23 protein-coding genes are annotated in these 21917 nt (G+C 64.0%); 2 read left to right on the forward strand and 21 right to left on the reverse strand.

Translation table 11 applies throughout. The features are described 5' to 3' along the window. Positions 1-9: 9 nt before the first annotated feature. The 16 genes from Ga0080574_RS09920 to Ga0080574_RS09995 all read right to left on the reverse strand — a co-directional run bounded on the left by Ga0080574_RS09920 (position 10) and on the right by Ga0080574_RS09995 (position 11115). A complete protein-coding gene (locus tag Ga0080574_RS09920; RefSeq protein WP_076698118.1) occupies positions 10-1764 on the reverse strand; it encodes a relaxase/mobilization nuclease domain-containing protein in 1755 nt (584 codons plus the stop codon). A gap of 243 nt (positions 1765-2007) precedes the next feature. Beyond that, entirely contained in the window at positions 2008-2772 is a 765-nt protein-coding gene (locus Ga0080574_RS09925) for a lytic transglycosylase domain-containing protein (RefSeq protein ID WP_076698121.1), read from the reverse strand. A gap of 2 nt (positions 2773-2774) precedes the next feature. Next, entirely contained in the window at positions 2775-3212 is a 438-nt protein-coding gene (locus Ga0080574_RS09930; protein ID WP_442975566.1) for a DUF736 domain-containing protein, read from the reverse strand. Further along, positions 3178-3720, reverse strand: coding sequence for a S26 family signal peptidase (locus Ga0080574_RS09935; protein ID WP_076698126.1), 543 nt, complete (start codon positions 3718-3720; stop codon positions 3178-3180). Before Ga0080574_RS09935 ends, Ga0080574_RS09930 begins: the two co-directional genes overlap by 35 nt. Further along, the gene (locus Ga0080574_RS09940; RefSeq protein WP_076695264.1) at positions 3717-4238 is read right to left on the reverse strand and encodes a DUF2840 domain-containing protein; all 522 of its coding nucleotides are present in this window, start codon (positions 4236-4238) and stop codon (positions 3717-3719) included. Before Ga0080574_RS09940 ends, Ga0080574_RS09935 begins: the two co-directional genes overlap by 4 nt. Beyond that, on the reverse strand, positions 4235-4489 hold the full coding sequence (locus Ga0080574_RS09945; protein WP_076695266.1) for a ribbon-helix-helix protein: 255 nt from the start codon (positions 4487-4489) through the stop codon (positions 4235-4237). Before Ga0080574_RS09945 ends, Ga0080574_RS09940 begins: the two co-directional genes overlap by 4 nt. Next, the gene (gene parA, locus Ga0080574_RS09950; protein WP_076695268.1) at positions 4486-5139 is read right to left on the reverse strand and encodes a ParA family partition ATPase; all 654 of its coding nucleotides are present in this window, start codon (positions 5137-5139) and stop codon (positions 4486-4488) included. Before parA ends, Ga0080574_RS09945 begins: the two co-directional genes overlap by 4 nt. Next, on the reverse strand, positions 5136-6311 hold the full coding sequence (locus tag Ga0080574_RS09955) for a replication initiator protein A (protein ID WP_076695270.1): 1176 nt from the start codon (positions 6309-6311) through the stop codon (positions 5136-5138). Before Ga0080574_RS09955 ends, parA begins: the two co-directional genes overlap by 4 nt. 17 nt (positions 6312-6328) lie before the next feature. Continuing rightward, entirely contained in the window at positions 6329-6610 is a 282-nt protein-coding gene (locus tag Ga0080574_RS09960) for a helix-turn-helix transcriptional regulator (RefSeq protein ID WP_009573772.1), read from the reverse strand. Positions 6611-6747: 137 nt separating this feature from the next. Next, positions 6748-7290: a DUF2285 domain-containing protein gene (locus Ga0080574_RS09965; RefSeq protein WP_335743524.1), complete on the reverse strand. Its 543-nt coding sequence runs from the start codon at positions 7288-7290 to the stop codon at positions 6748-6750. Beyond that, positions 7202-7522 carry a transcriptional regulator domain-containing protein gene (locus tag Ga0080574_RS26930; protein ID WP_076698131.1) on the reverse strand — a complete coding sequence of 107 codons (321 nt, stop codon included), beginning with the start codon at positions 7520-7522 and terminating at the stop codon, positions 7202-7204. The genes Ga0080574_RS09965 and Ga0080574_RS26930 overlap by 89 nt, the downstream gene beginning before the upstream one ends. 106 nt (positions 7523-7628) lie before the next feature. Next, positions 7629-7898 (reverse strand): DNA -binding domain-containing protein, encoded by a 270-nt coding sequence (locus tag Ga0080574_RS09975; RefSeq protein WP_076698134.1) that lies wholly within the window; start codon positions 7896-7898, stop codon positions 7629-7631. A gap of 99 nt (positions 7899-7997) precedes the next feature. Further along, positions 7998-8246, reverse strand: coding sequence for a helix-turn-helix domain-containing protein (locus tag Ga0080574_RS09980; RefSeq protein ID WP_009573769.1), 249 nt, complete (start codon positions 8244-8246; stop codon positions 7998-8000). A 195-nt stretch (positions 8247-8441) separates the two neighbouring features. Next, positions 8442-8765: a DUF736 domain-containing protein gene (locus Ga0080574_RS09985; RefSeq protein WP_076698137.1), complete on the reverse strand. Its 324-nt coding sequence runs from the start codon at positions 8763-8765 to the stop codon at positions 8442-8444. 558 nt (positions 8766-9323) lie between these two features. Continuing rightward, positions 9324-9761, reverse strand: a complete 438-nt coding sequence (locus Ga0080574_RS09990) for a hypothetical protein (RefSeq protein WP_076698140.1) — start codon at positions 9759-9761, stop codon at positions 9324-9326. Between the two features lie 154 nt (positions 9762-9915). After that, the gene (locus tag Ga0080574_RS09995; protein ID WP_198039798.1) at positions 9916-11115 is read right to left on the reverse strand and encodes an MFS transporter; all 1200 of its coding nucleotides are present in this window, start codon (positions 11113-11115) and stop codon (positions 9916-9918) included. Between the two features lie 185 nt (positions 11116-11300). Between Ga0080574_RS09995 and Ga0080574_RS10000 the strand changes: the two genes are divergently transcribed. Further along, positions 11301-12176 carry a LysR family transcriptional regulator gene (locus Ga0080574_RS10000; protein WP_076698146.1) on the forward strand — a complete coding sequence of 292 codons (876 nt, stop codon included), beginning with the start codon at positions 11301-11303 and terminating at the stop codon, positions 12174-12176. 199 nt (positions 12177-12375) lie between these two features. On the opposite strand, the gene Ga0080574_RS10005 is transcribed toward Ga0080574_RS10000, so the two are convergent. Beyond that, positions 12376-13284 (reverse strand): LysR family transcriptional regulator, encoded by a 909-nt coding sequence (locus Ga0080574_RS10005; protein WP_076698149.1) that lies wholly within the window; start codon positions 13282-13284, stop codon positions 12376-12378. 98 nt (positions 13285-13382) lie between these two features. Between Ga0080574_RS10005 and Ga0080574_RS10010 the strand changes: the two genes are divergently transcribed. After that, entirely contained in the window at positions 13383-14201 is an 819-nt protein-coding gene (locus Ga0080574_RS10010; RefSeq protein ID WP_076698152.1) for an SDR family NAD(P)-dependent oxidoreductase, read from the forward strand. 470 nt (positions 14202-14671) lie between these two features. Here Ga0080574_RS10010 and Ga0080574_RS10015 read toward each other — a convergent pair whose 3' ends face one another. The 4 genes from Ga0080574_RS10015 to Ga0080574_RS10030 all read right to left on the reverse strand — a co-directional run bounded on the left by Ga0080574_RS10015 (position 14672) and on the right by Ga0080574_RS10030 (position 21781). Next, positions 14672-14938 (reverse strand): hypothetical protein, encoded by a 267-nt coding sequence (locus Ga0080574_RS10015; protein WP_076698155.1) that lies wholly within the window; start codon positions 14936-14938, stop codon positions 14672-14674. Positions 14939-15141: 203 nt separating this feature from the next. Then, positions 15142-16068 carry a DUF2493 domain-containing protein gene (locus Ga0080574_RS10020; RefSeq protein ID WP_076698158.1) on the reverse strand — a complete coding sequence of 309 codons (927 nt, stop codon included), beginning with the start codon at positions 16066-16068 and terminating at the stop codon, positions 15142-15144. A gap of 344 nt (positions 16069-16412) precedes the next feature. After that, entirely contained in the window at positions 16413-17459 is a 1047-nt protein-coding gene (locus tag Ga0080574_RS10025) for a DUF7146 domain-containing protein (RefSeq protein ID WP_076698161.1), read from the reverse strand. Then, positions 17459-21781 (reverse strand): strawberry notch family protein, encoded by a 4323-nt coding sequence (locus Ga0080574_RS10030; protein ID WP_076698164.1) that lies wholly within the window; start codon positions 21779-21781, stop codon positions 17459-17461. Before Ga0080574_RS10030 ends, Ga0080574_RS10025 begins: the two co-directional genes overlap by 1 nt. Between the last annotated feature and the right edge of the window lie 136 nt (positions 21782-21917).

Here is a 21917-nt window from a genome sequence, read left to right on the forward strand (position 1 = left end):
GTGTGTTGATCAGAGGCCGAGGCCGCGCTTACGGCCAAAGTCCCAGTCCACTCCGCCGTCCCCGCGCGCGACGCCGGTGACATCCCGGCCGAGATGCTTTTCGAGAGACGGAGACCAGGGCACCAGCTGGAAGCCGAGAGCGCCGTCGGCACCGTAGCCTTCGATCATGGCAAAACGGCCCGAAGCCAGCGCGAGACGCTGGCGATAGAGGCCGCTGACGTAGTCGCCAGCATCCGCCTTGTTGAACTGCAACCCGGTCTCCCCCGAGAGCTGCGTGCCAACCGCCTGCAACTCCCGGTCGCGCAAGGTTCCAAGCAGGCGCCGGGCAAAGACCACCCTGCCGCCCCGCCGCTCTCCTAGCCCTTCCGTGACCAGGTGCTCGGCCCGGGCTTCAAGGGCCTCCCGGACCTCGGCACCGAAGCCCTGGTCCGACAAGGCGAGCGGCTCGCGCGCGATGGCCTGCCGGTCGAGCCAGGTGGCCCCCGACGCGGAGACCTGCGCAGCAAGGTCCAGGTCGGACCGCACCGCCAGTGCGACGCGACGCTGGCCGCGTGCATCGTCGTAGGTGCGGAGTTCCACGATCGAGCCCGGAGCACTGTCGCGGGTGGCGTCGAGATGGGGCAGACGAATATGGTGGCTCCGGCCATCGACACCATCGACGACGGCATAGGCTGTCCCCTTCAGCTCGTCATCGAGACCCCGCTGGACCAGTCGACCGATGACGGGAACATCGAGCCTCTCCGCGGCAAGCACAAAGCTCGAAGACCCGCGCTCGATCCCCCGGTCCGTCAGGGCACGATGCATCCGCTTGATGATATCGCCACGCTCCCCGATCTCGCGCAGGACTGCCTCGGCATCGTCCCTGATGTGCCATTGCGACTGTCCGATCTGGTCGGCGACGCCGAGCACTTCCAGCCGGCGCAACCGCCCGACCTTCAGCGCGTGAAACGCATCCGGCTGCCGATCCGCATCCGGCGCCATGTCGAGGATGCGCGAACGCCCGGCATCCCGGAGTAACTGACGATCAAGCTGCGTCCATCGCTCGGCCCCGATCTGACGTTCAAGAGTCTGGCGGATGTCGAGATCACTGCGCGGGCCCAGTTCCCGGGTGATGAGATCGCGTGCCCTGTCCCGCATCCCCTCCTTGATGTAGTCCCGCGAGATCACGAGATCCTGGCCGTCGTCGCGCGTACCCCGAACGATCAGATGGACATGCGGATGGGCGGTGTTCCAGTGATCGACGCCGACCCAGTCAAGAGGTGTGCCGAGATCCTGCTCCATCCGCCCGACAAGATCGCGGGTGAAGGATTGCAGGTCGGACATGTCCGGCGCGTCGTCGGGCGAGACGATGAAGCGGAAATGATGACGGTCATCGCGACACCGCCCGGCAAAGGCCCGGCCATCGGCATCCTCCGTTCCCGGCCCGAAGAGCCTGGCCTTCTCCCCGTCCCGGGTCACGCCGTCCCGGCGCAGGTAATCGAGGTGGGCTCCGAGAGGCGCGGACGTCCCGCTGTGCCGCACCACACGCGCCTTGACCACCGCGCCGCGCGTGCGGGCGGTGATGAGGCGGTTGGCCTGAATACTGGCGCGCTGACCACGCCCGAAGCGGGACCGATTGCCCGGGGTGACGCGCCCGGCCCGCGAGACGCCACCCCCGGCCTTTTTCGCGGCAGCCAGGGCCTGTGCGACAAAGTGCCGGGCCTGCTGCGCCCGTGTCGAACGGATACGTCCCGGACGGATACGGAACTCGCGATCATCGGGCATGTGAGTTCCCCGCGCAGTGCGTAACAGCACTGAATATCAGAGCGTTAGGCACATCTCGCACGGTGCGAGAACGCGCCACACGGTGCGGAGCGCAGCAAAAATATGAACAAAAACAACCGCCCAACCGTCGCGCACCGTGCGCCCTTTTATCCTGCCATCCTTCGGTCGTGGTGCCCGCCGCCACCCCTTGCGCCCTCCAAGACACGCCAGAGCACGATAGAATGCGAAGTGTCGTCGCGCGGATCATGGCCGGGCCTCACCAGTTTCTCGCCTGATGAAGAGGCCCTCGGCCTGCGGGGTGAGGCCCGCCTGCGGCACCGCCGGGACGGGGGGAGAAGCGCGGCCGACCGTCCGGCGAGGCAACACAGGAGCAGTCGCAGACGCGCCGTCTTCGCGGCTGATGAAGAGCGCCGCCTCACGCCAATCGAGCCGCCTGGCTGCAGTGATAGCGGTGCCCGATGGCCGCCCGCCAAACAGAACGGGCGCAAGGGCAGCGACATAGGCACGCGTCTCGGCCGGCAGCGGACGATCCGCCAGTCGGTATTCGTCGTAGCGGGCGGGACCGGCGTTATAGGCCGCCAGCATCGCCGCGACATTGCCATAGCGGTCCCACATCTCGCGCAGATAGGCCGTCCCCGCGAGGATGTTGTCACGCGGCTCGAAAGGGTCTTGGCCGAGGCCATAACGGATGCGCAGCCCGGCCCAGGTGTCGGGCATGACCTGCATCAGCCCCATCGCGCCAGCGGGTGAAACCGCACGCAGATCGCCCGCGCTCTCTACCCGCATCACAGCCATGATCCAGGTCGTCGGAATGCCGAAGCGCTGCGACGCCTCGGTGACCTGGGCGGCGTAGGGATGCGCGGCGATTGCGTGATCGGACACATCGGTTTGCGCCAACAGCGGCTGCGTGGCGGTGACCGGGATGAGGAGGCCGGAAAGAAGAAGGAGGAGAATGCGGTGGCAGATGCCACCGCACCCCGAGGCGGGACGGGTGCAGGACATGATCATGGTCAGTCCTGCTCGTCGCGCTTCTTCGGGCGGGTCCAGTGCAGCCCCCATGCCCTGCCCTCCTCATCCGACTGGAACAGGCGGGCGCGGATCGGATGCTGAAAAACCGGATCATCGAGCAGGACCGAAACGAAAGCCCCTGCGGTTTCGCCGGTGTGTTTCCAGCCCGCACCAACCTCCGGGCCCTCCTCGTCACCGAGATGGATGCGATAGGCGGGAGCTTTCTCGGAATCGACGTTATCGGTTGGAACAAAGGTCAGTTCCAGGTCCAGAGAGAGCGTGCGAAGCTGTCCGGAATAGCCGGACGGGGTGCGTGTGAATTGACCGATCTGTGGCATTGGAGGTTCCTTCTTCATGCTGTGAGTGGGATGCGGGCCGCTTGCACGTCCCGCCATGAACGCGCCGTCACCGCTCCGGCGCGCGCCAGACGAGGCGGCCATCGCCACCCTCGTCGGTGAACAGTGGGCTGGCCCGGCCGATCACTGCCGAGGTGGGGAACGGACCGAAGTAGCGGCCATCGAAGCTGTCAGAGACCGCCGGGTTCATCAGGAAGACCTCGCCCTCCGCGATGGTGCGGCAGCCCTGCCAGACGGGAAGATCGCGGCCCTGGCTGTCGCGCTCTCGCGCCTCCCCCAGGTGTCTGCCATCGACGGTGATCGCGGCGCCGTCACGGCAGACCCGTTGTCCCGGCAGCCCGATGACGTGTTTCAGGATCGGCACATCGCGACCGACATAGCCGCGCGCGACCATGAAGCCTGCAAAGGGTTCGGGTGGCATGACCGCGACCAGATCTGGCACCGCGAGCCGATCCGTCGGCGCGATGGTGTAGAAACCAATCGGCACGCTGGCCGAGGCGTTCCAGACCAGCCGTGGCGCAGCCGGAATGCTGCCGGCAACGACGGTGGTGAGCGCCGCGACCGTCGCCATGATGTAGCGGGCACGGGTCATTTTCCGATCTCCCGACGCCGGAGCCATGCGGCATGGCGTTCCGCCGTATAGGGTCGCGGCGCTTCGCCCGCCTTCATCCAGTGCCCGACATGACGCCAGTGGTCGGGATCGACCTCGGCAGGGTCGATGCCAAGACCCTCGGTCGCATCGACATGACGCAGAACCTCTTCGACCTTGGGCCAACCTTCGATCTTCAATAAAATCTCGCCACCGGGGCGTACGAAGGGCAGCGTCTGGTAGGAGTTGCCAGCCGCGATCGCGCGAACAATGTCGATGCGCGAGACAACGGTGCCGTAGTCATTCGCCGCCCAACGGACGAAGCCAAACACGGCGCCGGGACGGAAGAAGACGATGCGGCGGCTGCGGTCGAGGATCTGTTCCCCGGCTGCCTGACCGAACCGGATCCAGAACTCGATCCGCTTCTCCACCCAGGTCAGTTCAACGCGCGTGAGCTCGCCGCGGGAATGGGCGTCTAAAGGTCCGTCTCCGGTCACGCCAAGGATCACAAAGCCGGTCATTGAGGTTCTCCTTCGGGTTCCGGATATTCGCGCCCGAGCAACTCGCGCAGCATGTCAGCGACAGTGACGCCGCGGCTGAAAGCTGCGACCTTGATGCGACCGCGCAGGTCCGGGGTGACGTCGATGGTGAGCCGGGCCGTGTAGGTCGCCGCCGCGCGACCGCGTGCGGATGGCGCCTCGCCAGCCTTGATCCAGGTCTCGGCATCGACTGGCTGCGCGGCGAAACCAGGCTTGTCATTGCGCCCGCTCATACCGCCACCTTCCCAAGACCGAGGCGCCCGATCTCAGACGTCAGCGCCGCGATCTCTCGGGCAGCATGCGATTGACGGTCGATGTCACTGGCGAGGCGACCGGTTTGCGCCGCATCTGCAAAGACGACGCGCTGACCAATCGTGCTGGCAAGCACAGGAGGATTGTGATCCGCCAGCGCCTCGGCGGTGTCCCGGGCGATGACGGTGCGCGCGCCGCAGCGGTTGAGCAGGAAGCGGGCGACAAGTTCCGGCCGATAAATGCGGGCCTCCCCAAGGAGGGACAGCATCTCGGCAGAGGCCCAGCCATCGAATGGCGAGGGCTGTACCGGGATCAGCACCAGATCGGCGGAGAGCAGCGCTGAGCGCATGAGCCCCGCAACACGCGGTGGGCCATCAATAACGACATGATCGACTGTGCGGGCAAGTTCGGGGACTTCGCGGTGCAGGGTGTCACGGGCCAGGCCGAGGGTGCCGAAGAGCCGCGGCAGACCTTCGCGGGCGCGTTGCTGCGACCAGTCCAGGGCGGAGCCTTGCGGGTCGGCATCGATCAGGGTGACACGCTTGCCCTGTATCGCCAATTCACCAGCAATATGGAGCGCCAGCGTCGTCTTGCCGACGCCACCCTTCTGATTGAGCAGAGCGATGATCATTCGCCACCTCCCGGAAATTCGAGAGGAAGGCGGGGCGTATCTGGATGATCGGAGGCTGCTGCGACGCCCTGATCGGAAGCCGTTCGCGGCACCGATGGGGCGACGGCTGCCTTCGTCTTGCCAGCCTGGCTCAGGCTTTTTGCGGTGGCACGGATGAGGTTTTCCACATCAGGCGCGCGCTCTTCAAAGTTAGACTCTTTGTTAGACTCTAAGTTAAGGGCGCGATTTTCGCTTTTGCCGCCGTGCGTTACCCCCTGTTTGGGTTCCTGATAGCACGAGCCTTCGGTTCCTGATGGCACGATAGTCCGGGTTCCCGATAGCACGAGCCCATTCACAGGTTTTCCACAGCCCGGAGTAGGCTCGAAAGCCAGCAGCTTGCGGCCACCAACCTCAGTCTCGAGAAAGAGCGTGTAGCCCGGCAGCGGCTGCCGCCGGATGATGTCGCGAAGCTCGAAGGCGAAACGCTTGAAGGGGGACAGCGCCCCGGACTTCTGGTGAAGATGATGGAAGTCGAAACGCCAACCGTCCCGTTGCCTGCCACCATGCTTGCGCACCAGGCGATAGAGCCAACGGTCGAGCCCGCCGGTCAGGTCGAAATACGCCCGATCAATGGTGAGGACGAGCGCATTGTCGAGCACGGCCTGGTAGAACCAGTCGGGCACGATCAGCTCGATGCCGTCCGGGCGCCCCTCCCTGTCGCTGCGCTCCTGCCATTCGTTGATCCAGGAAAAGCGATGGCGACGCCCTTCCGCCGGCTGCCGGATCGAGGTGGAGATCGTCGTCGACTGCAGACGATCCAGCGCCGCCTTCAGGCGCTGATAGTCCCGCGCACTGGTTCCGCGACCGACATAGGTGAGGATCTCGTAAGGGGTGGCGGCCATCAGCCGGGAGGTGCGCAGCCCCGCGTCACGCGCCTCGACGATCTGGCTCGCCGCCCAGATCAGGATGTCGGCATCCCAGATTGTGGCCATACCGTGATCGGGAACCGCCTCGACCCGGATGCTGACGCTACCAGCGGCAAAGTCGATCGGTGCGACCCGTTTGGATTTGGCGAGGGAGAAAAAGGGATAGGCCATGAGGTCTTGCGCATCTCTTGGGGCGAAATCCCCGGGCAGCGCGCGGAACAGATCGAGCTGTCCACGCTCGGAACGGGGTCTGCGTCCATCGGTCATGAAAGTGTCGCCCCAGGTCAGCGCACGAAGCGACCGGGCTGCGGGAGGTTCGGGAGCGTGTGGCGTTTCGCCGGCAGCACCTGCCCGCGCGGGTCGGAAGTCGAGGTGACAGCGCCGCGTCCGACCCAGGCCTGCAGGTCCTCGATCGCATAGACCACGCGTCCGCCCAGCTTGTGGTAGGCGGGACCGGTGCCATAGGTCCGGTGCTTCTCCAGCGTCCGAGCCGACAGGCTCAGGAACTGGGCGGCTTCCTTGGTGCGCAGATAGCGCGGGGGAAGTTCGGTTGAGATAGCGGACATCGGGCGTCTCCCTACTGTGTGTGACCAGTGCCGCGAAACAGCGGCTGATGACGGTCACGATGGCGAAGCGCGTCCGGTCAGATGCAGTGGGAAGGTAGCAGGGGTAAATCCGCACACCGCGACGCGGGATCGCCGACCTAGAGGCGGCGCTGATGGCGAAGGAGCTTGCGATAGCCACCGGCGATCAGGTCACGCCCCTCGCGAAGGAGGCTGGAGACGGCAAAGCGGGCCGAGGAGACCTGCCATTCATCGCGGTCCAGATGACCGGTCCGGAACAGGACCTCGGCGATCTGCTTCTGGGTCGCGCCATGGAAGGCGGCGTCGGAGGCTTGAAGGACACGCCGCAGGCGCGCTTTCTGCTGCGCGGTCAGACGGGTGTCGCGGGGGATGGATCGACGGCGGTGCTGGTCCGCCAACAGCCGCTGGATCGCCTCGATGCGATCAAGGCCCTCGGGACCGAGAGGAACAGTGGCAACAAGCCGACCACGGTCTTTAAGGGGAGCGACGAGATGCAGGTATGTCCCGTCCGGCAGCCTGTGGCGCAGGTGCTTGCCAATGGGGGACGCCCTGCCCGTCGGGGCGACTATTTCACTACCGGGGGCGTCTGACTCTTCGGCCAGTGCCTCGGGGGCGGCAACGAGCACCACGACACCTGTGTCGACCGCCGGACACCAGAACACCTCCGCAACGGAAGCGGGCAGCCCGGGTCGGATCGGGAAAGCACAACCCCCATCGACGGCCGACCTGATCCATCAGATCAACCCTCTCCGGGGGTTCTCCTGCGAGCTTCGCGTAGTCATGCTGATATTCGGGATTGCGGCGCAGGCATTCCCAGCCGAGGTCCGGCGCAGCCAGATCATCAAGATAATCGTAGGCGGCCTGGTCACGCCAATTCGAGCGATCAGGTTGCATGGCATCGCCTCTCCCCTGGGTTGATCACAAGAAAGGATTCCAAGAGATCAATCGCTTGGGAAGCCCGCCGCAAGGCATCAGGTGATGCGCGCGGCGCATCGCCTTCTCAGCCGGTTCGCCCCGCCGCCAACTGCCGATACCCTTCCGAGCTCAACCAACGCGCACGTTCAAGATGAGCGTCATGGACCATGCGCGCCCGCTCCGGCTCTTTCTGCGCATCGAGACCCAGGATGATCTGCGCCGCCTCCTGCCAGCTCGCACCCTCGCCTGCAGCATCGAGCAAACGCATATACTGCGCCATGTGATGACGGTCATACTCCGTCACCACGTCCCCCTGCGGCGGTACATCCTGCAAGCTGCTGATCGTCACGCGCATCCCCACGGCGTTTGCTGCACATCCTTAGCACAGCCAGTTGACAGTTTTGTGAGCACGGCAATAGCGCAATTCGGCTCTCTGCAAAACCTGCCGGAAAGGTCAGGCCTTCGAGGCAGCCTTCGCCTGAACATGCATCACTCCTATCCCCTGGTCGGAGTTCAGGAGCAGAATGCCATTCGCCTCGAAAGCCCGTCGGACCTGATCGCGCGTGGTCTCATAGACCTCGAGCCCGCTTTCGGACTCGAGGCGCTTGAGCGCGGTCAAAGATACCCGGGCCTCATCCGCCAGCTGCTCCTGTGTCCAGCCAAGAAGCGCCCGCGCGGCCCGTGATTGTCGGGCGGTGATCATGCAGATCACCTCCCATCCGGCTCGGCGCAAACGCCAGAACTACGACTATTATAGTCGCTCTCAGAAGAATCTCTACCGGAATTCTTCTGCGTTTCTATCGCGTTTTCGTCTTGGCACTGCCGAACGGGAAAACTGATTCGGTTGCCCGGCTTGGCGGGCAGGCCCCGGCCTGTCGGCCGGGGCCTCACGGCGCCGCTACTCGCTGCGGCGACCGTTGGGGCGGGACCAGATCAGCGCGTAGCTCTCGCCGTCCTCGTCGTCGAAGAGGTTGGCGTAGATCGGGGCGGTGAAGCTCGGATCGTCGAGCTTGAGGCCCAGATAGTCGCGGCCCTCGCCCGAGCGCTTGGACCAGGCGGCGCCGATCTCGGCGCGGCCCACCAGGACCCGGTGGCTGGGGGCGTTCTCGCCGGTGGCGCGGGTGTCGGGAACGATGCGCACGCCCTGGACCTGGACGCTGAGGGTGACGATTTCGCCGGTGAATTCGTTGCCGGTCTTCTTGAAGGTGCCGATGGTTGCCATTTTAAGTCTCCGTTTTCCATTTCCGGGTCCGCACCATTGCGGCCCGATGGCGATCGACAGGTCGGAGACGACCGGCGGCGCACCCCCGGCCTGCCGGGGGCTGGACAGCAAAGGCAGAATTTTCTTGTTCCGCGCGGAATGGCGGCTTTGCCGGCAGGGGAAGAAAGTTATGGCGGCGCTGTTGCGCCAAGCCGGTCGAGGCGTAGCTGATCTTCGGCCAGATCACGCCATTGAAAGGGCCGTATGGAGCGGACATGGGACGGGTCAGAACGGAGACGCTGGCAACCGTGGATGCCCCTCAACCTGACCGGCCTTTCCATCGGCGGGTTTGCTCACCCGCGACAGGCCATGCGCGTCGTTCTCCAGGCGCCCCGTCCGACGTGCCCCCCGCAATCGCAGGTGCAGTCTGCCGCTCGAATGGTCCGCCATTCCCTCCGCACGGCCACGGGCAGCGACCTGGGCCCATGCCGATCCGCACACCGCCCATACCGGCAATCTGACGATTAGGATGACAGTCCAGCACTGATCAGGCCCCGCCTCATCGCATCGCCCGCAGTGTCAGGCGCCGACGGCCGATCCGTCCGAAGAGTCGGCGGCCATGCCGGCAATGCGGAGGAAGGCGGAAACGCCAACGGCGCCAGCGCCGATGACGGCGAAGATCATCTGCCATGTCTCCGAGGGCATCATGGTCCTGGTGGTCCCGAGGGTCGCGTAGAACCCAGCCAAGACTGTGGGTACCACAAAGATCAGTGCGATGACAAACCGCGCCCAGAGCGGGCGCTCGATCATGATCAGCGCCTGACCGATGGCAAGCGTCAACCCTGCGGCGAAGCCGCCGTTGAGGATTGCACCGAACCAGCCTACGCCGGCTCCATTGGCCCAAATGCCAGGATGAAGTCCGACGAGGAACGAAAGGGCGAAGACCGCGAGGTTGAACACCAACCAGCACAGGCCCGCAATGGCCGCGAAAGATGTAAAGAATCCGAGAACGATCATGGTGGAGTCTCCCGTTTGACTTGGAACGGTCGCGCCTCCCACCACCATGGCGCAGACCAAACGATAGCGAATTTCTCGCCTTCGGGCGAGAGGCAAAGTAAACGGGAGGTCCGCAGTGCGGGACAAACCTGCCGCTCGCGTGCCCCGGGATGTCTTAGGTACCAGTGGTCGCTTCGGTCTCGGGGCCGTATCCCGTAGTTCCACGGCGACCGCCCAGCACCATCCATATTAAAGCGCCAACTTGGAGCATCACGAGTGCAGCCATTGCGATCTGATGACCTGACCACTGCGCGCCATCGGCAGGCCACGCGGTCACGAGAAGCCCCACCACGCCTTGGAACAGCGCACCGCACAGAACCGCGAAGAAGTTCAGCAAACTGATGGCGCTTCCCGACGCCGAGGACGGCACGAGGCGAGTGAGAAGCGCATAGCCGAAGATCGGCCCTGCTGTAAGAACGCCGTAAGCAGCCCAAACAAAGCCGTGAAAGCCTTCAGGGCGGAAGAGCAATGCTGCCTGCGTCACCACGAACAGACCTGAGAGAGTCGCCGTCATCGCGAAGAAAGCCTTTTCGCTTCGGGCAATCCGGTCGGCAAGAAGCCCGAGCCCGAGCTGACCGACCACTACCCCAATAGCCAGCCCGGTCAGGATGGCAGCGGCGGTCGCGTCGGACTTTCCGCCAACCTCACGCAGCCATTCGCCGGCCCAAATTCCTTGATAGGCGATCCAGGCGCCCTGGGTGAGAAACGACAGGGGCGCGACCCTCCAGAATATGCGACCTCGCGCGACGTCCATGAGGCCCGTGATCTGATCCCGAACAGATGTCTGTCCCTCCTGCGCCTCCTGCGGGTGTCTCGGCACAAGGAGTGCGAAGACCACGACGAGAGCGGCGATGAGGGCTGCCACGCCGATAAATATCCATCTCCAGGAGACGAGTTGCAGCATGGCTTCCGTTGGCCAAGTGGCTGCCAACGATCCAAGGCTCGCGAAGCTGATCGTCACGGCATTGACAAGCGGAAGACGGTCTCCACGCCACCAGAGCGCGTTCGCCTTGTAGGCGCCAGTCCAGCATGCACAAAGGCCGAGCCCGATGAAAAAACGCGTGGCGAGAAGTTGGGCAAAGCCATCGGCCATCGCGAAGCCCGCAGCCGCGAGGGCGGCGAGGCCCATGGTCCATGCCACCACCCGCTTGGGGCCATAGCGATCGAGCGCAACGCCGACGACAACCTGCGATCCAGCCAGTGCGGCGAGGAATGCCGCTGTCAGCGTACCGAGTTGAAGGGCGGACAGAGAAAAGTCGTGCCGCAGATACGGGGCTAGGACGCCGTTCACATTGCGCACCAGCTCGGACAGCAAGTAGGCAGCCGTGAACGGAACCAAAACTTGAACTATCCGGCGGGCTCCACCCCCACCTGAAGACGCTACTTTCCTCATAAATATCACCACCTTTTTGCAGAGGGTTAGATGGGCGAGGTCCGCCTATATGTCGCGTGATGATTTTGCGGGTGATTGCAAGGATATGTTCAACTAAGGTCAGTCCTATGACGCGTTCTCTTCCGCCGTTCCCCGCCCTCCAGGCCTTCCTAGCGGTGGCCCGAACAGGGGGCATTCGCTCCGCCGGGCGGGAGCTGAATGTCACGGATTCTGCGGTGAGCCATCAGTTGCGCAAACTTGAGGATCACCTGGGCGCGCCCGTCCTTGAGCGATCCGGCCGAGGGGTTCGCCTGACGGCGATCGGCCGGCAGTATGCGGCGGCTCTTGAGGCTCCCCTGAGGCAGATTGCCGACGCAACGGATCAGCTATTCGGGCTCCGCAACGAGACCGATGTCACGCTAACCACGGCTCCGGTTGTCGCCTCGCTGGCGCTGATCCCCAATTTGCCGCAGCTAGAGGCGGCACATCCGAAGCTGATCTTGCATCTTGTTACAACGCCTCGCCAGCTTGACCTCGACGCGAACGGGATCGACCTTGCACTTCGCTACGAAGCCAGCACTCCAGCAGCGTCGGATGATCCCCTCATCTTCCCTGAGTATGCCTTTCCCGTTTGCGCGCCGTCTATCGTGGGCCAGAAACCGTATGACGCCTTGAGGAAAAGGCGATTACTGAACGCGGCGCATCCGGAAGACTGGGAGAAATGGGAGCGCGAGGCGGGGCAGAACCATGCCTCGACCGAACCGTCGATGAGGTTCGATAGCTCGGAAATGACACTCGGCGCTGCCGCTCAGGGCATGGGCATCGCCATCGGACGAACACCTCTGGTTAACGAACACCTTGCTTCCGGGAGGCTCGTCGCGCCGTTCGGTACGGGGGCCTTCGGAGAAGGAAGTTACAGGATTATCCCTTCTCCAAGAGTAGGCAATCGAGGCTCCCGCGCCGCCGTTATCGACTGGCTGAGGGACATTCTGAGTCAACCCTGAGCCGACCGTGGCCCACTGCGGGAATGTCTTGGAAGGGCTCCTTCCGGACATTTTCCGCAACGTTCAATGTCCCAAAACTCAGGCGTTTCTGCCACCGGGGCAAACGACGCTCATAACCATACAGTTCTGGTGAGGATTTTCTATCCGACACGGGCCACTCATTCACTCTGCGACAAACGGCGGGAAGGAGGCAGTTGCGCTACTTGCTGGTCCTAGGGCTGGTCTCCTGCCGCAAAGTCTCCAGAAAGAGGGTGAAAGCACGGGTCGGATGACGCCGGCTCGAATAGAAGGCGTGATAGCCCGGAAACGGCGGACACCAATCATTGAGGACCTGGACGACCTTCCCGTCGTTCAGGGCGGGCGCGGCGAGGACTTCGAGCATGTAGGCCAAGCCCATTCCCGCGCAAGCTGCTCCTATGAGCGCGTCGCCGTCATTGACGATGAGGGACGGCGACACCTTTACCGTCTCCGCATGTCCGTCTTTCTCGAACGACCAAGGCGACAGGTTGCCACCCGCGTTCCTGAAGCCGATGCAGCGATGGGTAGACAAGTCACGCGGCGTGACCGGTGGGTCGCAGCTGTCGAGGTACCACGGTGCCCCCACCACGGCGACGCTCAAGGGTGGTCCCACTGGCACGGAGACCATGTCCATCTCCAGATCATCGCGCAGCCGTATCCCGACATCGAACCGTTCGGCAACGACGTCGACATAGCGGTTCTCCACGCTCAGTTCGCCCTCAATTTCGGGATGGGCAGCGATCAGCCGCGAGAAGGCCGGCCACACGAGCGTATCTGCGGCGTGTTTGCCGCAGGTCACCCGCAGGCGTCCGCCCGGCTCCTCACGCAGTTGTTCCAGATCTTCGATTTCTGCATCGATCTCCGCGATGACCGGCGCGAGTGTGGCCAGAAGCCGCTCGCCCGCCGCGGTCGGGGCAAGGCTGCGTGTCGAGCGTGACAGCAACCTAAGTCCCAGATCGGCCTCGAGCCGCTTGACCGTCTGGCTGACGGCGGATTGGGTCACGCCCAGGCTGCGCGCCGCGGCGGTGAAGCTGCGCTCGGCCGAAACCCGGTGGAAGATGACGAGGTCAGAGAACTTTCGCGGGTCCATTCAGTAGCCATACTACTTTACCCTACAAATTTCGAGGCACTAATTTCTCATTGCATAGATGCCCTAATATCCAGTCAGCAAAACAAGAGGAGCTGATAATGACGGAGAAGGTATGGTTCATCACCGGCGCGGGCGGCGGCCTGGGGTATCTGCTCGCCCGAGACGCACTGTGCGCCGGCGACAAGGTCGTGGCGACCAGCCGAACCGTTGACGGGCTTGCCGAACGCCTCTCCGCTCCGGACGGAAGCCTGCTCATGCTGCCCCTCGACGTGACCGATGCCCAGGCGGCTTCGGCTGCGCATGACGCGGCCATGGAGGCGTTTGGCCGGATCGATGTCCTGGTCAACAACGCCGGCCGCGCCCAGCTTGGGTGGTTCGAAACGATCCCGGAGGAAGACGTGCGCCGACAGTTCGAGATCAACCTCTTCGGGGCGATGACCATGGCGCGCGTGGTGCTGCCTACGATGCGCCGACAGCGCTCGGGCCTTGTGATTACCATATCGTCGGTAAACGGCCTCGTCTCGAACCCGGGGGGATCAATCTACTCGGCGTCGAAGTTCGCTCTCGAAGGCTGGATGGAGGGCCTTGCCGAAGAGATCGCACCGCTTGGCATCCGCTCTCTCATTGTGGAACCTGGCATGATGCGCACGAACTTCCTTGACCCCTCCACTGCACGACAGGGTCATATCGAGATCGCGGATTATGCCGAGGCGGTAGACGGCTTTCGCACATTCATTGCGGCAGCGAATGGCGCGCAACAGAACGATCCGGAGGCGCTTGCCGCCCTGATCGTCGCCGAAGCGTCCTCTTCCGGCCCCGCCCGACGGCTCCTGTTCGGCGCCGATGCGCATGAATGGGCGAGCGCAAAATGCCGGCAGCTTGCAGCCGAGATCGACGCTTCGAGCGCCCGTGCGTGAGGGTCCGGCGAAACGGGGGCAAAACCACAACCATCACTGCCTTGCGGTGGAAAACGGGGTATGCCCAGCGGCAGGTTGATAACTTGGTCTCCGGTGCTTCCTCTCGGCACAATGCTGCAATGCAGGAACAATCTCCGGAAAGGCATTGTGCAGATGCAGCATTTCACCTAAGTTAGAGTTGGGTTGGTTCTTTCCTCCTCCCTGAATCAATCCGGAACAAGCGGCGGCATCCACCTCCTCCCGGGTGCCGCCTTTTTCTTGTAGTCCGGCTCAAGCACCCATTGGTACTATCGATTAGATGCTGATCGACTGTCGAAAAACGATGGAATTCTGAGCATGACAGCGATTGGCCAACAACACATCGCCGAGGTGGGTATTTTACACAATTTCATCCCCAGATTCTGGGGATAACTTTCAGCGCATCGCGCGACAGGCGGATCAATCCGCAACGCACCCTCAGATTCTGAGAGTCACGTATCCGGCTTGTCATCGAACAGGACCACGCGCCCGTCGCCCTCGTCGGGATCGTTGACCAGCACGAAGGGCACTTCTGCCCCGTCTTTCTCGTAGAGACAGCGATATTTCATCTTGCCGTCGAGCGGATCACGTACCTGATCGTAGCGATAACTGTGCTTCACGCCTTTCGCGATCCAATTCTCGACACCATATGGTGTGATCAGCGACAGCGGCTCGCCGTCCAGCAGGATCGTCTCCCCCACGTTGAATACCTCATACACCAAGCCAGTCTCCTCTGTTGCTCTATCAGTCGTTTTTTATCATGCCCCGACAGAAACTTTGAAAAACTTGCTCAACAATCTCTTGGCAAAACCGCGTCTGATTTTGTCACCTTTTGGGCTACCCTTTAAGTGCGAACGTCCGTGCGATGCGCAGCATCGTTCGAAGTAGGCTCCAAGCGGACCTTGTGAAACGAAGGCAGCGCTCACGCGCTGCCCTCCGCCAGGCGGTAGACCGGGATGCCCATCTTGCGAGCCTTGTCGGCAAGGTTCTCCTGAATGCCGGTGCCGGGGAAGATGATGACCCCGATCGGCATGGTATCGAGCATCCGGTCGTTGCGCTTGAAGGGCGCAGCCTTGGCGTGTCTCGTCCAGTCCGGTTTGAAGGCGACCTGCGACACCTTGCGGTTGTCGGCCCAAGTGGCCGCGATGCGTTCCGCCCCTCTCGGCGAACCTCCGTGCAGGAGCACCATGTCGGGGTGTTTGGCATGGACCTGATCGAGCCTGGCCCAGATCGTGCGGTGATCGGTGGTGTCGCCGCCCGAGAAGGCGATCTTCGGCCCGGAGGGCACTAGCACCTCATTGTCGGCCCTGCGCTTTGCGGCGATGAAGTCACGGCTGTCGATCATGGCCGAGGTCATCTGGCGATGGTTAACCCGTGATCCGGAGCGCGGCGACCAGGGCGTGCCGGTGGTACGCAGGAAGAGGTCGGCGGCAGTATCGCGGAAAGTTTCCATGCTGTCGCGGCGCTCGATCAGGTTTTGTCCGATGCCGATCAGGCTCTCCAACTGGACGGATTTGACTTCGCTACCGTCCTGTTCGCGCTGAAGGCGCTTCTGGGCCTGCTCGTTATCGTCGAGTTTACGTTCGATCCGCTCGACCGCGCGGTGGAAGGTATTGACGGTGGACCACATGATCTCGTCGAGGTCGAAATCAAGGCTGGTATCGGCCATGGTGGAGATCAGGGCGTCGAAGATGTCGGCAACCGCGCCCTGGATGGCGGTGTCCTCGGGGGTGATCCGGGGATCAGCCTCGCCCTCGGCTGGACGGTAGCCATAGAGTTCGAGCTCTTCGATGACGTGGCCGGTGGAAGACGTGCTGTGATCGGGTTCGAATTCGTCATGGGCATACATGGGATGTATCCTTCGGCTGGACCGCGACCGTCGCGGCCTTCATGGCGACGACAAGCCCACGGGCGCTCCGGTCTGGCAGTCCGAGCCCTTTGCGAGGGCCTTGATGGCAAAGCCCGGCTGATTTGTTTCGCGCTGTAAAGGCGGGGGAGACGGGGTCCCCACGCGACCTGTCGCGTGGGGTGGCGGGCCGCCGACGGAAATCAGTCGGGCGCCGCCATTGCCGGGCCGGAGCGTTTGTGGGCCGCTCGCCCTCTCAAGAAGGCCAAGGCGCGGGTCTCTTGCCGAGGTGCTACTATCCTTTGCCCATGGCGGGATCAGTCATCCCCGCTCACGGCCCTCTCTGGCTATGACGCAAGCGACATGAAACGGCTGACGTCCTCAGGGGCAATCTGCACCCGGATCTGCGCCCGAAGCGCCTCCAGTCCGAAGCTGACGAGATCGTCGTTGAAATCTCCCAGCATGGGCGAAAGCGTGATGGCCTCGATCCCGGCCTCGATGGCCCGGTCCACCAGACTGTCCCGTGCGGCGTCGCCTGCCGGATCGTTGTCGCGGACGATATAGAGCCTGCGCAGATGCGGCGGGAACAGGACAGCAGCGAGATGTCCGGCCGAGAGTGCAGAGACCATCGGCATGATCGGCAATGCCTGGCGCAGCGAAAGGATGGTTTCGATCCCCTCGCCTGCCGCCATGACATCCTCCGCCTCGCCAAACCGGATGGCGTTTCCGAGCAGGTCTCCCATTGCCTTTCTCGGCGGATCAAGAGGCGCCTTGCCAGAGCCGTCACGTTGGAGCCAGGTGCGATGCGCGCCGGTGATCTTGCCATCGAGGTCGGTCACCGCGGCAATCATGGCGGGCCATGCCTCTGTCGGCCCATCGCCCTCGGGTCGCCAGTAGCAGGTCGGATGGAACCGCAGGTTCGCGGTTCCGCGTAAATCCGTAATGCCGCGTCCGCGTAAATACGTCTCCGCGAGGCTGCCGATCAATGGCCGGGTCATGCGCCAGAGCCGGCGGGCCGCTTCGTACGATCCCGATGGTACTGGCAGTGTTTGGGCCCTGCGGGACTTTGGCTCCAGTTCGGGATGCGGCAGGCTTAGGAAGCGGCGGGCTTCTTCGGCGACATCCGCGAAATCGATGAGGCCGAGGCTTTCGCCGATCACGTCGAGCAGATCGCCATGTTCCCCGCTCTGCGCATCGGTCCATTTGCCGGCAGCCCCTTTCCCGGATTCCCTCCCGGTCAGGCGAACGAACATGGAGCGGCCGGGAGTGTTCCGTACATCCCCGACCTGCCAGTAATTGCCCTGCTTGCGCCCGTTCGAGAGATAGTAGCGGCACACCGCCTCGGCCTCTCGGCCGAGACGCTGCGCCAGTTCGGAAGCGTTGAGACCTGCCATCACGCGGCCTCCCGCTCGGAAATGCGCTCGATCGGGAAACGGTCGAGCAGTTTGCCGATGATCGCCGACCCCGATGCGTCCACCGGCACGAAGAAGCGGAGTTTCCATGAGATGATCTCGCTGAAGAGACCATAGGTTCGCAACCGATCGCGCATGGTATCAGTGAAGCCGGTGAGTTCGATACGGTTCGCGCCCATGACGCGGACGCGGCGCAGTTGCAGCCCCTCGGTGAGATCAAGGATCGTTCGGCCTTCGATCAGTGCGGCATAGGCCTCGTCCGGGGTGATGCTGGTCGCAACCCCGCTGGTGGCGGCATTGGCCGCCCAAGCAGGCGAGACCCGGCGACCGATAATGCGCTCGCCCTCGTCGGTCTGGAGTCGATAGACGCGGGAGGAGTCTTGCGGCAAGCGTTTCCAGATCGGCAGCAGGAGCCCGGTCACCATATGCAGGATGCTGTCGGTGAACTCCGGCACTTCGTCCAACTCGGCCTGCCATGCCGAGGCGAAGGCAGCGCGCTCGGCCTCTACCCAGTGGGTCTCGCCCATCGCCCGCATGGGCAGGTTCATTGCTTCCATCGGCCGGATCAGCCGGACGCGGCGCTCGATCTCGCCATCGTCCAGCATCACGCTGGTGGTGGGGATCTGCACGGCGGCACGACCGGACCGCTCGTTCACGAGCAGCTTCGCCCGCGGATCATCCAGCTCCGCCAGCGCTGCATCCAGCGTGACCGGCTGATTGCGCTTGCGCTCGGTGAGCGTCAGGAGCCGGGTTTCTGCCCCTGTGCCCGGATGCGTGTGAATCACCTGCCGGTCTGTGACGATGAAGCTTTCGGCTTTCAGCGTTTCCAGCCCCATGTCATAGGTGCCGGATGCGATAGCCCCGTCGATCCGCGCCTGCAGAAGCTGTTCGAAGGCCGAGAACAGGATGCCCTGCAACTCAATGGTCAGCGCCAGCAGGCGGTTGAGGAAGGTGGTGATCGGCGGCAGTTCGTCCTTGATGCCGTTCGCATCCATCAGCTTCAGCCCGGTGGCGGACTCAAACCGTTCAAGCGAGCAGCCCTCGACCTTGCCGCGCACGATCAACAAGTAGAGCTGGCGCAGCGCATCGCGGGCATAGGCGGATTCCAGATTGTCCTCGGGCCGAAACAGGCCTTGACCACCGGTCTGGCGCTGCCCGCGGGTGATCGCGCCCAGCGTGTCGAGGCGACGGGCAATCGTGCTAAGGAAACGCTTCTCAGCCTTCACATCCGTGGCGATGGGTCGGAACAGCGGCGGCTGCGCCTGATTGGTGCGGTTGGTGCGCCCGAGCCCCTGAATGGCGGCATCCGCCTTCCAGCCCGGCTCCAGCAGGTAGTGCACCCGCAGCCGCTGGTTCCGCGCCGAGAGGTCCGCGTGATAGCTGCGCCCGGTGCCCCCGGCATCAGAAAAGACAAGAATGCGCTTCTGGTCATCCATGAAGGCCGAGGTCTCTGCCAGGTTTGCGGACGGTGCACGGTTCTCGACCGCCAGACGCGCCGATGCGCCATCGCCCTTGCGCACGATGCGCCGGGACCGCCCCGTAACCTCGGCCACCAGGTCGGTGCCGAAGCGCTGGACGATCTGATCGAGTGCTCCCGGCACGGGCGGAAGCGACCCGAGCTGCTCCAGCATCTCATCGCGCCGGACGACGGCTTCTCGGCTCTCGACCGGCTGACCATCCCGGAACACCGGCCGCGAGGAGAGATTGCCTTCGCTGTCGGTGAAGGGCTCGTAGAGCTGGACCGGGAAGGAATGCTGCAAATACGAGCCGACATATTCCCGCGGCGTGACATCGACGGAAATGTCATTCCATTCCTCGGTGGGGATTTCTGCCAGCCGCCGTTCCATCAGCGCCTCGCCGGTGGAGACGATCTGGATGACGGCGGCATGGCCCGCCTCCAGATCGGCCTCGATCGAGCGGATCAGCGTCGGCGTCTTCATCGAGGTCAGCAGATGGCCGAAGAAACGCTGCTTGGTGCTCTCGAAGGCCGACCGCGCGGCCGATTTGGCCTGCCGGTTCAGCGTGCCTTCACTGCCGGTGATGTTGGCCGCCTCCATCGCCGCGTCCAGGTTTCCATGGATCACGGCGAATGCGGCCGCGTAAGCATCGTAGATGCGGCGCTGCTCGTCGGTGAGCTTGTGCTCGACCAGTTCATATTCGACGCCGTCATAGGAGAGCGAGCGGGCGGTGTAGAGGCCGAGAGAACGCAAATCCCGGGCCAGCACCTCCATCGCCGCCACACCGCCAGCCTCGATCGCCTCGACGAACTCGGCGCGGGTCTGAAACGGGAAATCCTCGCCACCCCAGAGACCGAGACGCTGCGCATAGGCGAGGTTGTGAACGGTCGTGGCTCCTGTCGCCGAGACATAGACCACGCGCGCATCCGGCAGTGCATGCTGGAGCCGCAGGCCTGCGCGTCCCTGCTGCGAGGCGGCGATATCACCGCGGTCTCCCTTGCCGCCACCGGCATTCTGCATCGCATGGCTCTCGTCGAAGATGATGACCCCATCGAAATCCGAGCCCAACCATTCGACGATCTGCTTCACGCGCGAAACCTTCTCTCCGCGGTCATCGGAGCGTAGCGTGGCATAGGTGGTGAACAGGATGCCTTCCGACAGCGTGATCTTTGCGCCTTGAGGGAAGCGCGACAGAGGCGTGACCAGCAAGCGTTCCATGCCGAGCGCCGACCAGTCGCGCTGCGCGTCTTCGATCAGCTTGTCGGATTTGGAGATCCAGACCGCCTTGCGCCGACTGCGAAGCCAGTTGTCGAGAATGATGGCGGCCGACTGGCGGCCCTTGCCAGCGCCGGTTCCATCACCGAGCATGAAGCCCCGGCGGAAGCGGACAGCACCGGCGGCATCCTCGGCGGCGGCGCGCACGCTGTCGAAATGTTCGTCCACGGTCCATGCGCCGGCGAGGTGATCGGCATGGGCTTCCCCTGCATAGATCACCGTTTCCAACTGCGCGTCCGACAGACGCGCGCAGATGTCAGCGGGCAGCATGGGCCGGTAGGACGGTTTTGGCGGCGCGACCGAGGCCATGGCAGCGGATTGCACCAGCCTGGTCGGGTGCGGCTTGGCGCCGGGGATGCGCAGCGATTGCAGCGCATATTCCTCATAGATCGCGTCCGACAAGCGCGCGCCCTCGGGCGGCGCCCAGTCCACGGTCTCATACTCGAGCTCCACCCCCTCGGGATCGGACGCTGGTGCAGCGGCGGGTCGGGACGCTGTGGCGCGAGCAAGATAACCGCGCACGGTCTTCGGGGCAGCCGCCGGCACGGGAGAAGCGACTTTCGGCAGCGACACCGGCAAACGCAGCGGAAGCTGGCTTTCGATCCAGCCGAGCAGCGTGACAACGTCGGGTGCGGTTCCTGCCGAGGCCGGGAAGACTGACGGATCGTCGGCGGGCAGCTTGTCGATCACCGTCAGCCGCGTGTCGATGCGGGTGCCATGCCTGGAAAAGACCGCGCCATCGATGGCCGCGGTGAAGACCACGCGGCCACGGTCCTGCAAGCGCATGAAGGCATCGCGCCAGGCCTGTGCTTTCGGTCCGAAGTTCGCGCCGGTGATCGTCACCAGCCGGCCGCCCGGAGCAAGCCGGGCCAGCGCCGAGGCAATATGGCGAAGGGAAGCATCCGCCATCCGTCCCTCGACATTGGCCATGACCGAGAAAGGCGGGTTCATCAGCACCACGGACGGCACAGCCTTCGGGGTCAGATGATCGTCGATCTGGGCGGCGTCGAACCGGGTGACGGGAAAGGCCGGAAAGAGGGAAGAGAGAAGATCGGCGCGGGTCTCGGCGAGTTCGTTGAGGATCAGCGAACCGCCGAAGCTCTGAGCGAGGATCGCCATCAGGCCGGTGCCAGCCGAGGGCTCCAGTACCACATCGTCCGGCGTGATCGCGGCCGCCGCCAACGCGGCAAGGCCGAGTGGCAGAGGCGTGCTGAACTGCTGGAAGCTCTGACTTGCTTCGGAGCGGCGGGTCTGCGTCGGCAGCAACCCCGCGATCTTCGCCAGCGGCGCGAGCCGGGAAACCGGAGACACGGCTTTGCGGAAAAGCGCCTTTCCGTATTTGCGCAGGAACAGCACCGAGGCCACCTCGCCTGCCTCATAGGCGAGCTTCCAGTCCCAGGCGCCACTGGCGTCCGACGCACCGAAAGCGGTTTCCATCGCACCGCGCAGGACCGCGGCATCGACACGCTGACCGCGTTCGAGATGGGGAAGAAGCAGATTGGCGGCAGCCAGGATCGCGGGCGCGGCCGCCAGCGGCGTGACCGGATCGGTCACGGGAGACGAGATGTTCATGTCGGGGATCCTCGGGAGAGCGGGAGGGACAAGCCCGGACGGCGCTCTCTCTCAACCGCCGGGGCTCAACCCGTCCCGGCCCCTCTCTGACTCTGGAAACGGTGACATAAAAGAAGCGCCCCGACCGGATGGTGGG

This window comes from Salipiger abyssi, assembly GCF_001975705.1.
Lineage (GTDB): Bacteria > Pseudomonadota > Alphaproteobacteria > Rhodobacterales > Rhodobacteraceae > Salipiger > Salipiger abyssi.

Excerpts from the sequence above, each read along its gene's own strand:
- Ga0080574_RS09920 (WP_076698118.1), bottom strand. The coding sequence starts at position 1,764 with ATGCCCGATGATCGCGAGTTCCGTATCCGTCCGGGACGTATCCGTTCG.
- Ga0080574_RS09925 (WP_076698121.1), bottom strand. The coding sequence starts at position 2,772 with ATGATCATGTCCTGCACCCGTCCCGCCTCGGGGTGCGGTGGCATCTGC.
- Ga0080574_RS09930 (WP_442975566.1), bottom strand. The coding sequence starts at position 3,212 with ATGGCCGCCTCGTCTGGCGCGCGCCGGAGCGGTGACGGCGCGTTCATG.
- Ga0080574_RS09935 (WP_076698126.1), bottom strand. The coding sequence starts at position 3,720 with ATGACCCGTGCCCGCTACATCATGGCGACGGTCGCGGCGCTCACCACC.
- Ga0080574_RS09940 (WP_076695264.1), bottom strand. The coding sequence starts at position 4,238 with ATGACCGGCTTTGTGATCCTTGGCGTGACCGGAGACGGACCTTTAGAC.
- Ga0080574_RS09945 (WP_076695266.1), bottom strand. The coding sequence starts at position 4,489 with ATGAGCGGGCGCAATGACAAGCCTGGTTTCGCCGCGCAGCCAGTCGAT.
- parA (WP_076695268.1), bottom strand. The coding sequence starts at position 5,139 with ATGATCATCGCTCTGCTCAATCAGAAGGGTGGCGTCGGCAAGACGACG.
- Ga0080574_RS09955 (WP_076695270.1), bottom strand. The coding sequence starts at position 6,311 with ATGACCGATGGACGCAGACCCCGTTCCGAGCGTGGACAGCTCGATCTG.
- Ga0080574_RS09960 (WP_009573772.1), bottom strand. The coding sequence starts at position 6,610 with ATGTCCGCTATCTCAACCGAACTTCCCCCGCGCTATCTGCGCACCAAG.
- Ga0080574_RS26930 (WP_076698131.1), bottom strand. The coding sequence starts at position 7,522 with ATGCAACCTGATCGCTCGAATTGGCGTGACCAGGCCGCCTACGATTAT.
- Ga0080574_RS09975 (WP_076698134.1), bottom strand. The coding sequence starts at position 7,898 with ATGCGCGTGACGATCAGCAGCTTGCAGGATGTACCGCCGCAGGGGGAC.
- Ga0080574_RS09980 (WP_009573769.1), bottom strand. The coding sequence starts at position 8,246 with ATGATCACCGCCCGACAATCACGGGCCGCGCGGGCGCTTCTTGGCTGG.
- Ga0080574_RS09985 (WP_076698137.1), bottom strand. The coding sequence starts at position 8,765 with ATGGCAACCATCGGCACCTTCAAGAAGACCGGCAACGAATTCACCGGC.
- Ga0080574_RS09990 (WP_076698140.1), bottom strand. The coding sequence starts at position 9,761 with ATGATCGTTCTCGGATTCTTTACATCTTTCGCGGCCATTGCGGGCCTG.
- Ga0080574_RS10000 (WP_076698146.1), top strand. The coding sequence starts at position 11,301 with ATGACGCGTTCTCTTCCGCCGTTCCCCGCCCTCCAGGCCTTCCTAGCG.
- Ga0080574_RS10005 (WP_076698149.1), bottom strand. The coding sequence starts at position 13,284 with ATGGACCCGCGAAAGTTCTCTGACCTCGTCATCTTCCACCGGGTTTCG.
- Ga0080574_RS10010 (WP_076698152.1), top strand. The coding sequence starts at position 13,383 with ATGACGGAGAAGGTATGGTTCATCACCGGCGCGGGCGGCGGCCTGGGG.
- Ga0080574_RS10020 (WP_076698158.1), bottom strand. The coding sequence starts at position 16,068 with ATGTATGCCCATGACGAATTCGAACCCGATCACAGCACGTCTTCCACC.
- Ga0080574_RS10025 (WP_076698161.1), bottom strand. The coding sequence starts at position 17,459 with ATGGCAGGTCTCAACGCTTCCGAACTGGCGCAGCGTCTCGGCCGAGAG.
- Ga0080574_RS10030 (WP_076698164.1), bottom strand. The coding sequence starts at position 21,781 with ATGAACATCTCGTCTCCCGTGACCGATCCGGTCACGCCGCTGGCGGCC.